Source organism: Comamonas sp. AG1104 (assembly GCF_003350425.1).
Lineage (GTDB): Bacteria > Pseudomonadota > Gammaproteobacteria > Burkholderiales > Burkholderiaceae_C > Comamonas > Comamonas testosteroni.
This window is the reverse complement of the sequence record NZ_QQAS01000005.1, coordinates 35,733-48,408: the sequence shown is the minus strand read 5'-3', so window position 1 is coordinate 48,408 and position 12,676 is coordinate 35,733. Positions and strand designations below refer to the sequence as shown.

Below are 12,676 nucleotides of genomic sequence, written 5' to 3'. Positions count from 1 at the left end.
GGCTGCGCCGAGCGGGCGCCAGTGGCAGTGCGTCTTTCGCAGACTCCTCAAGCTTCGGGCTCTGTTGATGCTTATCAAAAATGGCGCCTACTAAAGTGCTGTTTTTTTCGAAAAATCACTGATTTCAGTGATGTCTTGTACACACTTTTTCCTTTAAGCTTGCAATGTAAGTAATTGTCAATTTAGAAACGAATTGGTTGACGCAGCAGGAGTTGCAAGTGCGGCTTCGCAGGTCTGCCACAGCCTACCTCTCTCGGAATTGACGCACTTCACTATCAATTAGATGAGAGGCAAGGCCCGTGAATCAGGTCCATCGTGTGGTATTTAACGCCGTGACAGGCGTGTGGCAAGCCGTCAGCGAAATCGCAAAAGGCCGTGTGAAAAGTAGCCGTTCTTCTGTGGCGCTTGGCGGTGTAGCGGGAGTTGTTCTAGCCGGTGCGCTAGGTAGCGGATCGGCTTTGGCAGCAAATGAGCAAGAGTTGTATTGGGACCCTGCTCTGATTGGCATTCCTCCGGGATCGGGCGGTACCGGTGTGTGGGACGACTTCACTCCTATCTGGACCGATGGTTTTGGTACCACTTCATGGTTCGGCCCTGCTGTTGCAGTCTTTCAAGGCGCAGCGGGTGCTGTGTCCGTCATGAGTCCTACAGACGTCGTAGGGCTGAAGTTCGCCGCCAATGGCTATGTGCTGAATGGGGCCCCTCTTCAACTGATTAATGGCTTGAGTAGCGGCTTCTTTGATGTCAGTGTCGGGCCCAGCTTCACTGCTATAGTCAATGGCTCTCTTCAGGGCAACGGCTTACTTCGTAAGCTTGATACGGGCACCCTTGTGCTTAATGGCGCGAATTCCTATTTGGGAGGAACCTCGCTGAATGCTGGCTCACTGGTGGTCGGCAGCAACACCGCGCTGGGTTTTGGTGGATTGACTACGATGGCTGGCACCACGCTAGACGCCAACACGGCGGTGTCGCTGGGCAACGCGGTCGACCTTGCCGGCAACCTAAACATCGGCGGCACCGCTGGCCTGACCCTGAGCGGGACGGTTAACGGCGTCGGTGGGGTGATCAAGAATGGTGCCGCCGATCTGACGCTCAGCGGCAACAACGGCTACCTCGGCAATACCGCGCTGAACGCAGGCAAACTGGTTATCGGTAGCAACACCGCGCTGGGCCTGGGCCAACTCAACGCGGCGGCGGGCACCACGCTGGATAGCAGCACCAGCGTCAGCCTGGGCAACGCGGTCAACCTTGCCGGTGGGCTGAGTATTGGCGGCAGCAACAACCTGACCCTCGGCGGCATGGTCAGCGGCAGCGGCGGGCTGACCAAGAACGGCACCGCCAACCTGACCCTCAATGGCACCAACATCTTCACCGGTGGCACGGCGCTCAACGCCGGCAGCCTGACCGTCGGCAACGGCGCGGCACTCGGCATCGGCACGCTGACCGTGGGCGGGGCGGGCGCAACGCTCAACAGCAGCGCCAACGTGACGCTGAACAACGCGATTGCACTCAATTCCAACCTGACTGCCGGCGGCGCTAACCCGCTGACCCTCGGTGGCGTGATCAGCGGCGGTAGCAGCCTGATCAAGACAGGTTCTTCAATGCTGACCCTGACCGGTAACAACACCTATACCGGTGCTACGTCGCTGAACGCCGGGACACTGGTCGTCGGCTCCAATACCGCACTCGGCACCGGCGTGCTCAATGCCGGTAACAACACCACGCTGGACGCCAGCACCGCGACGAGTCTGGCCAACAACGTCAACCTCGGCGGCAACGTGACCATCGGGGGCAGCAACGCGCTGACCCTCGCGGGCGTGGTCTCCAGTGTCGGCGGCCTGACCAAAAGCGGCCCCGCTGACTTGATTCTCAACGGCGCCAACACCTACTTCGGCAACACCGCACTCAACGTCGGCAAACTGATTGTCGGCAGCAATACCGCGCTCGGCAGCGGCGCATTGAACGCCGCGGCCGGCACCACGCTGGATACCAACACCGCCGTCACGCTGGGCAATCAGGTTAACCTGGCCGGTGCGATGAACATCGGCGGCAGCGCCGATCTGACCCTCACCGGCACTGTCGCCGGAGCCGGAAGCCTGGTGAAAAACGGCGCGGCCAATCTGAACCTCAATGGTGCCAGCACCTACCTAGGCGGTACTACCCTCAATGCCGGCCAGCTCGTGGTCGGCAACGACAATGCGTTGGGGCAGGGCGCCCTGACAGTTGCAGGTGCCTCGACCCTGAGGAGCTCCGGCAACATCACCTTGGCCAACAACGTCGCCCTGAACGCCGGCCTCACTGTCGGCGGTAGCAGCGACCTGACCCTCAATGGCGTGATCAACGGCACCGCCGGGCTGACCAAGGACGGCAGCGGTAACCTGACTCTCAATGGTAACAACGGCTACCAGGGTGGTACCACCCTGAACGCCGGCCGATTGACCCTGGGCAGTAGTGGTGCCCTGGGCATAGGTACCCTGGCGGTCACTGCCGATGCCGCCCTGGCCAACAGCGCGTCCATGGCCCTGGACAACACCATCGCTTTGAGCAATAACGCCAACCTGGCCGTCGACGCTGCCAACGCGCTGATCCTCAGCGGCGGCCTCGGCGGCAGCGGCAACCTGGTCAAGACTGGCGTCGATGACCTCACCCTGATTGGCACCAAGACCTTCACCGGTAACGTCGACATCCAGGGCGGCTCACTCACCACACTCGGTAGCGGTGTGCTTGCCAACGTCAAAACACTCAACGTCGGCGCCAGTGGCTGGCTCAAACTCAACGGTGACGCAAGCTTCGGCAGTCTGACCGGCAGTGGTCAAGTTGATGTTGGTGTTGGCAGCGTCCTGAGCCTGGGTGGCAACAACTTCAACAGCACCTTCGCCGGTGGTCTCAACGGCCTGGGTGACCTGACCAAGGTCGGCGCCGGAACCCTGCACCTCACCGGCAACAGCGGCATTACCGGCAACACCAACGTCAACGCCGGTACGCTGAATCTCACCGGTTCGCTGGCCAGTTCCCAGCTCAACGTCAACAGTGGTGCCACTCTCATGGGCACCGGGTCGGCGCTTGGTGCGGTAACCATCAACAGCGGCGGTCATCTGGCGTTGTCCTCGGGCAATACCTTGTCGGCCGCGTCGCTGACCCTGACTTCCAGCAGCAATGTCGACGCGAGCCTCGCTGCGCCGTCGACCAGCTCGCTGATGAACATCGGCGGCAACCTGACTCTCGACGGTAATCTCAATGTCACCGATGCCGGTGGTTTCGGCGTCGGTGTCTACCGCCTGTTCAACTACATCGGTGCACTGACTGACAATGGCCTGACCGTGGCCAGCGTACCGGTGGGCTACGCTATCGGCGATTTGCTGGTGCAGACCCTGGGTAATCAGGTCAATGTGGTGGTGTCGGCACCTAACACCAACCTGCGTTTCTGGGACGGTAGCCAGACGATCGCCAATGGCACCGTGGATGGCGGCACTGGCACGTGGACTGCCGGCGGCACCAACTGGACCAACTCCTACGGCACAGTGAACCAGACCTGGGCCGGCGACTTTGCGGTGTTCCAGGGCACGGCCGGCACAGTGACGGTGGACGGCACGCAGCTGTTCACCGGCCTGCAGTTCACCACCAACGGCTACAGCCTGGTCAACGGCACCGCGGGGCTGCTCACAGCCGTCAACGGCAGCGGTGGCACCACGGCGATGCGAGTCGATCCGGGCGTGACCGCTACGGTCGGTGTGAACATCAACGGCAGCGGTATTCTCAACAAACTCGACGCCGGCACATTGGTGCTCAACGGCGCCAACAGCTATTCCGGTGGCACGCAACTAGACGGCGGCAGGCTGGTGGTCGGCAGCAACACCGCACTGGGCACTGGCGCGTTGATCGCCAACGCTGGCACGCAACTGGACAGCAACACCGCCGTGACCCTGGCCAACGCGACCACGTTGAACGGTAACCTCACCGTGCTCGGCAGCAATGCGCTGACTCTCAACGGTGTCATTTCCGGCACTGGCGGGCTGATCAAGAACGGCTCGGCCAGCCTGATCCTCGGTGGCAACAACGCCTTCCTCGGGCCGGTGGCACTGAACGCGGGCGGTCTGATTCTGGCGTCGAACAGCGCGCTGGGCTCGGCCACCTTGAACGCGGGCAACGGCACGACTCTGGATGCCAGCGGTGCCTTCAGCGCGGGCAACGCGATCAACCTGGCGGGCAACCTCGCTATCGTCGGCAGCAACGATCTGACCCTCAGCGGCGCCATCAACGGCGCCGGCAACCTGACCAAGAACGGCGCGGCCAACCTGACCCTGTCCGGGGCCAACAACTTCCTCGGCGGCCTCACCCTCAATGCCGGTACCCTGACCGCCGGCAGCAACGGCGCCCTCGGCCTAGGCAACCTGACAGTGGCCGGTGCGTCGTCGCTGGACAGCAATACCTCGGTGTCGCTGGGCAACAACGTGGTGCTCAACGCCAACCTGACCAACACCGGCAACAGCGACGTGGCCCTCAGTGGCGTAGTCAGCGGAACAGGCGGGTTGATCAAGAACGGCGCCTCGAACCTGACCCTCAATGGCATCAACACCTACAGTGGCGGTACCACGCTGAATGCCGGCACCGTGACCCTCGGCACCTCGGCGGGCCTGGGTTCCGGCGCGGTGACCGTGGCGGGCGCATCGACCCTGGACACCACGGCGCCGCTGGTGCTGGCCAACAACCTCAACGTCAATGCCAACCTCAGCGTGGCGGGCAACAACAACCTGACCCTGGGTGGCGTGATCGCCGGGGCGGGCACCCTGACCAAGAACGGTCTGGCCGACCTGACGCTGACCGGCAACAACACCTTCAGCGGCACCTTCGATGTGCAATCCGGCAGCCTGACCACGCTGGGCAACTCGGCACTGGGCAGCAATGCCGGAGTCAATCTCGGCGCTGCGGCGACCCTCAACCTCGGCGGCTCCGGCAGTCTCGCCAGCCTGACCGGTAGCGGTACCGCACTGATCGGCGGCGGCAACACCCTGAGCATCGGTGGCAACAACGCCAGCAGCATTTTCGACGGCGTGCTTACCGGCACCGGCGAACTGAGCAAACTCGGCACCGGTACGCTGACCCTGACCGGTCTCAACAGCCTGACCGGCAACACCACGGTCAACGCCGGCACCTTGAACGTCAGTGGCTCGCTGGATAGCGCCAGCGTACTGGTCAACAGCGGCGGCACCCTGACGGGTGGCGGCTCGCTCGGCGGGGCGGTGACCGTGGCGGACGGCGGTCATCTGGCCGGCGCCACCGGCAGCACCTTGTCGGTGAACTCACTGGTGTTCAATGCCAACTCCAACTTCGATGTCGGCCTTGGCGCACCGGTCTCCGGTGGCGGCAACCAGCTGGTCAATGTCGGCGGCAACCTGACCCTCGACGGCACCCTCAATGTCAGCGACATCGGCGGATTCGGCAGCGGCGTGTACCGGTTGATCAACTACACCGGCGGCCTGACCGACAACGGCATGCTGATTGGAACCGTCCCCGGCAGCGTCACCCCAGGCGACCTGACTTTGCAAACCGCGCTGGCCAACCAGATCAACCTGCTGGTCACAGCCCCGGGCACCTTGGTGCAGTTCTGGGATGGCAATCAATTGGTTGCCAACGGCTCGGTGGATGGTGGCAGCGGCACCTGGGGCACTGGCACCACCAACTGGACCGATGTCAATGGCACGACCAATCAAGGGTGGTCTAACGGTTTTGCAGTGTTCCAGGGCACGGCAGGCACTGTGGCCGTCAACGGTCCCCAAACGATCACTGGCATGCAGTTCGTCACCGACGGCTACAGCGTGCAGAACGGTGCAGCAGGCTCGCTGAACCTGGTCAACGGCTCGCTGGGCAATGCGACCGTGCGGGTCGATCCGAACGTCACCGCGACCGTGGGCGTCGCGCTCAACGGCGCCGGCACCCTGGGCAAATATGATGCCGGTACGCTGGTGCTCAACGCCGCCAACGGCTACACCGGTGGTACTCAACTCAACGGCGGCAAGATCGTGGTTGGCAACAACGCGGCCCTCGGTACTGGCGTCTTGACGGCCGCCAATGGCACAGCGTTAGACAGCAACACGGCGGTCAGCCTGGCCAACAACGTAGTGCTCAACGGCGGCTTGACCGTGGCCGGCTCCAATGATCTGACGCTGGGCGGCAATATCTCCGGCACCGGAAGTCTGACCAAGAATGGCTCTAGCACGCTGACACTGAATGGAAGCAATACCTATACCGGCGGCACCTATGTGCAGGCCGGTACGCTCAAGATTGGTGGCCTCTCTGCTCTGGTGCAGGGCTCGTTCTACCAGGTCAACACCGGTGCCACGCTGGACCTTAATGGTCATGCGCTGCAGACGGGCGGCATCTCGGGTACGGGCAACGTGGCGCTGGGTTCGCAAAGCCTGACGGTTAACACCGCTGCGGGGGCCGTTTCCGAGTTCGACGGCAAGATGGATGGCACGGGTGAGCTGATCAAGCAAGGCGACGGCACGCTGTCGCTGAACACAGCCAACAGCTTCAGCGGCGGTGTCAGCCACAAGGGTGGCAATATCAACCTGGGCAACGAGAAGGGCCTGGGCAGCGGTACGCTGGCTATGGACGATGGCACCAAGATTACCTTGATCGCCAACGGCATGACCATTGCCAACAACCTGCACATGACTGGCGACAACGATCCCATCGTTGACACCGGTGCCAACAACGGAACTTGGACTGGGGCCATTACCGGAGCGGGCTTCCTGACCAAGCAAGGCACTGGCACGCTGACGCTGACCAGCACCGGCAACACCTACACCGGCGCCACCGATGTGGCCCAGGGCACCTTGCAGGCAGGCGCTGCCAACACCTTCAGCAGCACCTCGGCCCACACTGTGGCCAGCGGCGCTGTGCTGGATCTGGCGGGCTACAACCAGACCCTGGCCAGCCTGAACAACAGCGGCACCGTCAAGCTCAGCAGCAACACCGGTGCAGCACCGGGCACGGTGCTGAAGGTTACTGGCGCTTATGTGGGCAACAACGGCAACCTGGGCCTGTCCACCGTGCTGGGTGCGGACGGCAGTGCCACCGACAAGCTGCTGCTGTCCGGAGCCTCGGCCGTGGCCAGCGGCAACACCACGGTGCACATCACCAATGCCGGCGGTCTGGGCGCCCAGACGGGCAGCAACGGTATCGGGATCATCGGCACGGAGAACGGAGCCAGCCTGCAGCCGGGCAGCTTCACCCTGGCTGGCGGTCATGTGGATGCCGGTGCCTATGAGTACCGCCTGACGCAGACCGCCCAAGGTGCGGCCCTGCACTCGACCACTACGGCTCCCACAACGCCCACGACACCGACCACGGCCTACCGTGCTGAAGTGCCGCTGCTGTCGGCCCTGCCGGCACAGCTGCGCCAGGCCGACATGGCCATGCTAGGCGATCTGCGCAAGCGCATGGGCGATGAAGGCACGCAAGCGACGACCAGCTCCGACACAGGCGCCAGCCGCCGAGTCTGGGGCCGCATTCTGCGCACCGATCCCAAGATCAGCCAGCAAGGCACCGTCAGCCCCGAGAGCAGCGGTCACCTGACCGGCTTCCAGGCAGGTCTGGATCTGTATGCCGACCAGAGCGTCAAGGCCGGCATCTATGTGGGCCAGCTTGAAGGCGACATGAGCGTCAAGGGCTTTGCCAGCGGCGTGGATCGCAAATACGTCGGCTTCAACAACCTGCGCACCCGCTACCTGGGTGTGTACGGCACCTGGCAAGATCAGTCTGGCCTGTATGCCGATGCCGTGCTGCAAGGCGCCGACTACCGCAGCGACCTGCGCACCGCCGGCGACACAGCCCAGGCTCGCACCAAGGGCAGCGGCTGGCTGGCTTCTCTGGAAATGGGCAAGGCCTTTGCTGTGACCTCCAACTGGCAGATCGAGCCCCAGGCGCAGATCATCTACCGCAAGCTGAGCATCGACGACACAGCGCTGAGCCTGGCCACGGTCAAGAACAAGGCCGACGATGACTGGACCGTGCGCCTGGGTGCCCGCATCAAGGGCAACTTTGCGACCGGCGCCGGCGTGCTGCAGCCCTATGGCCGCATCAACGTCTACAAGGCGAGCAACACCACCGACATCGCCAGCTTTGCGGCGCCGGGCGGCACCACCGACATCAAGGCCAAGGGCGGCTACACCGCGACCGAGATGGCCGCCGGTGCGAGCCTGCAGATCAACCCGCGTACCAGCGTTTATGGTGAGTTGGGCAAGCTGTGGGCCAATGGCGGCGACAGCCGGGTCAAGAGCGGGGTGCAGGCCTCCATTGGCGTGAAGGTGCAGTGGTAAGCACGAGTGCGTAGCTTTCCTGCAAAAGAGGCTACGTAACAGAAAAGAGGCCCATAGTCATAATGACTATGGGCCTCTTTTTATATTGTCACTATGAAAAGTAAAGCTGACGCTGGAGGTCTGAGTTGCCGACGGCCAGGCAGAGTAGGGTAGCTGTGACGCATGGACGCGTCAGGGGAGTTTTCTGGGGAGTTTAGGGGGCGCGGCGGGAATTGAAATGATGTCGCTCAGAGGGAGAAACACCTGGTGTCACCCCCTTAAACCCCGGCCTGATCGGTTCGATTCCCATCGCATAGGCAGGCACCAATGCTGCAGACCTTGCAGGTTGGACCGCATCTAAAGACTGCTGCTGACCAGTCCGCTGATGGGGATTGGTTTAGACGAGGCGCGAAGCCGCAGGTGGCAAAGAAGTACGACAAGGCGAAGCAACGACGTATCAAGGGTCGTGTTAATGGCCCCTGGCGAATACGTTGCATTGGTCGGTTGGATCCAGGCAGACTTTGACTGGTATTTCGCGGTGCTCCATGTAAATCGCGGCAATCAATTTCGCGGCTTTTCGATTAGCAATCGTTTGATGGCCCCCAATTCTCTTTTCTGGGCCAAGGCCTCAATACTCGATTGGTTGCTGCGAACTAAAAGAAAAATTGCTGCAAAGGAAAAAGCCAAGGCGATCGCGAAGGCGGCAGCGGCTTCGTTGATGACGGTTTGAGGTACCAAAAGCCACAGCAAGCCAAGTGTTTTGGTCAAGAAGACTGTGAAAATTGCTGCCAGAAGAATTTGACTTTGTTTTTCCCCCGTCAGCCTTTTACGCCGTGAAGAACTTGAAAAATAGGCCTGGTGATAGAAGCACAAAAAACAGGCCGAAGTCAGAAGGCTATCCAGCGTCCGCAGCACCAGCTCAATAAATTGCTTCAAGCGCAGCCATAGAGCCAGAGGTCCGAGCAGGCCTGTACAAGGAGTACACAAGAATTGAGCTTGAGATGAAAGAGCTGGAGTGAGATATAAAAAGAGCGAGAAGTTGGGCAGCTTCCCCATTGGTGACGCATGCGATGCCTGAAACAGGAGTCACCTGCCGTGCAGCGCTGGGCTAACGCGTTGGCGAGCAAGGTTCAGCGAATACTGTCGCTGAACGTTAAGCCGCCATCCAGGGGCTGTCGACTACTTGAGAGTGATCGCAACGGCTGCACACCAAACCTGCGAAAACTGACAAGCTTGTACCAAAGCGTGTGGATCAGGCCATATTTGCGGACCAACTGCGAACTTGCTTTCGTGATTTGATCTTCCAGCCATCCTTTGTGCGCTCAAGGCTGTCTTCATACCAGAGGCCGCTCACAGAAGTGGCTTCTTTGCCTTCAGGCGTCTTGCCTGTCATGGGGACGATGGCTGCAGATCGAGCGGTGGCGCTATTTCCTGCCAGATCAATTTTGACGGTAGAGACTGTGTGCTGTGTCGAGGCCAGGCTGCCAAGGATTGGCGCAAAAAACGCTTGCAGCTCGGCAGGAGAGCCTTTGGGGCCACCAAAAGCGGTGAAGTCCAAAATCGCATCAGGAAGAAATATCGCTTGAAACGAGTGCCAATCCTTTTCATCTAAGGCATGACAGTAACGTGCCAGGAGTTCATTGATTTCTACCTTGTCCGAGATGTCCTGAAGTGTCATTGCTGGCTCCGTTTGGAAGTCATGATTTGAACCAATCAGGACAATACGAGCATTAGCTGGCTGGACATCGTCTGTATCGACTATCGCGCATGTAGCGATGCTGTTCGAGGAGCACCTCAGCCTTCGCTTTTGATTGCCCTCGGAGGTAGAGCGCGACCCTGAGCGGACATTCTCTGAGTAGGCCGGGTGCCGATGTTCTGTCGAAACCCAGATCGGTCTGGACGGATGTGCTGGAAGGGCGCGTTGCGCAAGTCTCGGCAATGAGAACTTGCCAACGAAACGGCGCGACTTCGATCAGTCAAAGCTCAATGGAATTCAGGAATCCATGGCTGATGTCTTCTATTATTGGTCCAGCCTCTGGAGTTTATTTCCATAAACATGTATTCCTCTGAACGCCTGAAAGGCATAGATGTCTTCGTATCTGTGGTGGACGCCGGTAGTTTCACCGCTGCCTCGGAACGCCTGAACCTGACCAACTCCGCCGTGGGCAAGGCGGTTGCACGTCTGGAGTCACGCCTGGGCGTGCGGCTGTTTGAGCGGACCACCCGTCGCCTTTCGTTGACCGATGCGGGGCAGGCCTTTCACCGGACCTGCCAGCGTGTCCTTGGCGAACTGGAGGAGGCCGAGCATGTACTGAAAGCCGAAGACACGGTGCCAGTGGGCAAGCTGCGCATCGACCTTCCTGCAACATATGGCCGCATGTGTGTAATGCCTGTGCTCTTCGACTTCATGAAAGTCTATCCCGGCGTGCAGCCGGAGATTTCCTTCACAGATCGATTTGTGGACCTTGTGGAAGATGGGGTGGATGTCGCGGTGCGCATTGGCGGCGGCGAGACCTGGCCGGCTCCCATCGGATATCGCTTTCTCGGCAGGGAGCGGCGCATCTTCTGCTGCGCACCGAGCTACCTGGAAAAGGTTGGCGAGATTGAGGATGATGTGGAGTCGCTGGACCGCTTGGATTCCGTGCTCTACCGGCGCCCCAACGGCACACCCAGCCCATGGCTGATTCAGTGCAGGGATGCACCCATCGAGCACTACAGCCCCGCAGGGAGATTGGAGGTGGGCAGCGCTGAATCCTGGGTGGAAGCCGTGAGCCAAGGATTCGGGGTAGCCCAGATTTCAACTTGGCTCATTGGCGAGCGCTTGGCCAAGAGCGAGCTGGTGGAAGTATTGCCCTCCTTGGCGGTGAATGGCCTGCCTCTGTATCTCCAATGGCAGCGCAGCCGGCAATTGCTGCCCAAGGTAGACGCATTACTCAGCCATCTAGGAGCCAGGCTACGTGTCTGATTATGGAATTTTTGGATGAAGTCAATGGAATTTGCATCCAACATAAGAATTTTGGGAGTTAATAAGCTCTGGGTTTGAAAATCCCCTTGCTGAAAATGTCCTCTTCGTCTACCACCGCCTGTCAGGGTCCAGGAAATGCCGCGCAGGCTGGCACCGCATCCATGTATATCCTGGCGATTGCGGCGTTCGTGATCGTCACGACCGAGTTCTTGATGGTCGGCCTGCTGCCGGCACTTGCTCGCGATCTGTCGATTTCCATCGCTACGGCAGGCCAACTGGTCACCTTGTTCGCAATCGTGGTGATGTTCTTCGGGCCGCCCCTGACGGCATGGCTGGCACACGTAGAGCGCAAACGTTTGTTCATGACGATTTTGGCTCTCTTCGCCGTGTCCAACGCCGTGGCCGCACTGGCCCCGAACTTCTGGGTCCTGGCCGTTGCCCGCATCATTCCTGCGCTTGCGTTGCCGGTGTTCTGGGGGACGGCCAGCGAGACAGCAGCTCAGCTGGCCGGGGTCGAGCGCGCAGGCAAGGCCGTCTCCACGGTCTACCTCGGGATTTCCGCGGCCATGCTGCTGGGGATTCCCTTGGGCACGGTCGCAGGCGACGCCATGGGCTGGCGCGGCGCCTTCTGGGTGCTCGCGATCATGTCCTTGTTGATTGCCGTCCTCTTGCACTGCTTCATGCCTGCCATGGTCGCAGGCCAACGGGTCGGGCTTGCACAGCAGGTGCGTATCCTCCGCGATCCGGCCTTTGTGGCCAACGTGCTGCTGTCGGTCGCGGTGTTCACGGCCATGTTTACGGGGTACACCTACCTGGCTGAGCTGCTGGAGAAGGTTGCGCATGTGCCTTCGGTGCATGTGGGCTGGTGGCTGATGGGTTTCGGCGCCGTCGGCCTTCTCGGAAACCGGCTGGGCGGAATATGGGTAGACCGCAAGCCGCTGGCAACCACCGCACTGTTCAGCGTCGTGCTGGCTATTGGTATGCTGGCTACGGTACTGATGGCAGCGCAACCGGCAGGGTTGGCCCTCGCGTTGGGCGTGTGGGGCATTGCGAACACGGCGCTGTATCCCATCTGCCAGATCCGGGTCATGAAGTCAGCACCACATGCCCAGGCTCTGGCCGGAACCATTAACGTCTCGGCTGCCAACGGAGGTATCGCGCTGGGTGCGCTGCTAGGTGGGGCAAGCATCACCTGGTGGGATGCCGGCAGTGTTGCCGTCGCAGGAGCTGTTTGTGCAGCAGTTGCTGCCGTTGCCGCAGCAGGTATCAGTCGATGGCTGGGAACGCGCTGAAGATGGCGTTTGTGCGTGGCTTGATCAGTTAGGCGAATAACCGCCATCGACAACCGCTTGCGGCTATCGCTGCTCGGCCCATTGCAGTCATACAACTGGCGATAGGACTTCTATATGAC

5 protein-coding genes and 1 pseudogene are annotated in these 12,676 nt (G+C 60.9%); 4 read left to right on the top strand and 2 right to left on the bottom strand.

What is annotated here, in order from left to right:
- Nucleotides 1-299 precede the first annotated feature (299 nt).
- Both DFO48_RS25870 and DFO48_RS14755 read left to right on the top strand, forming a co-directional pair.
- A pseudogene (locus tag DFO48_RS25870) lies at nucleotides 300-884 on the top strand (ESPR-type extended signal peptide-containing protein); the annotation flags it as partial.
- 48 nt (nucleotides 885-932) lie between these two features.
- Nucleotides 933-8,321 carry an autotransporter-associated beta strand repeat-containing protein gene (locus DFO48_RS14755; RefSeq protein ID WP_233506436.1) on the top strand — a complete coding sequence of 2,463 codons (7,389 nt, stop codon included), beginning with the start codon at nucleotides 933-935 and terminating at the stop codon, nucleotides 8,319-8,321.
- 540 nt (nucleotides 8,322-8,861) lie between these two features.
- Here DFO48_RS14755 and DFO48_RS25175 read toward each other — a convergent pair.
- Nucleotides 8,862-9,356: a hypothetical protein gene (locus tag DFO48_RS25175; RefSeq protein ID WP_147282740.1), complete on the bottom strand. Its 495-nt coding sequence runs from the start codon at nucleotides 9,354-9,356 to the stop codon at nucleotides 8,862-8,864.
- Nucleotides 9,357-9,552: 196 nt separating this feature from the next.
- The gene (locus tag DFO48_RS14745; RefSeq protein WP_114863881.1) at nucleotides 9,553-9,978 is read right to left on the bottom strand and encodes a nuclear transport factor 2 family protein; all 426 of its coding nucleotides are present in this window, start codon (nucleotides 9,976-9,978) and stop codon (nucleotides 9,553-9,555) included.
- 378 nt (nucleotides 9,979-10,356) lie between these two features.
- On the opposite strand from DFO48_RS14745, the gene DFO48_RS14740 reads away from it, so the two are divergent.
- The gene (locus DFO48_RS14740; protein ID WP_114863880.1) at nucleotides 10,357-11,265 is read left to right on the top strand and encodes a LysR family transcriptional regulator; all 909 of its coding nucleotides are present in this window, start codon (nucleotides 10,357-10,359) and stop codon (nucleotides 11,263-11,265) included.
- Nucleotides 11,266-11,426: 161 nt separating this feature from the next.
- Nucleotides 11,427-12,557, top strand: a complete 1,131-nt coding sequence (locus tag DFO48_RS14735) for an MFS transporter (protein WP_114863879.1) — start codon at nucleotides 11,427-11,429, stop codon at nucleotides 12,555-12,557.
- The last annotated feature ends 119 nt before the right edge of the window (nucleotides 12,558-12,676 follow it).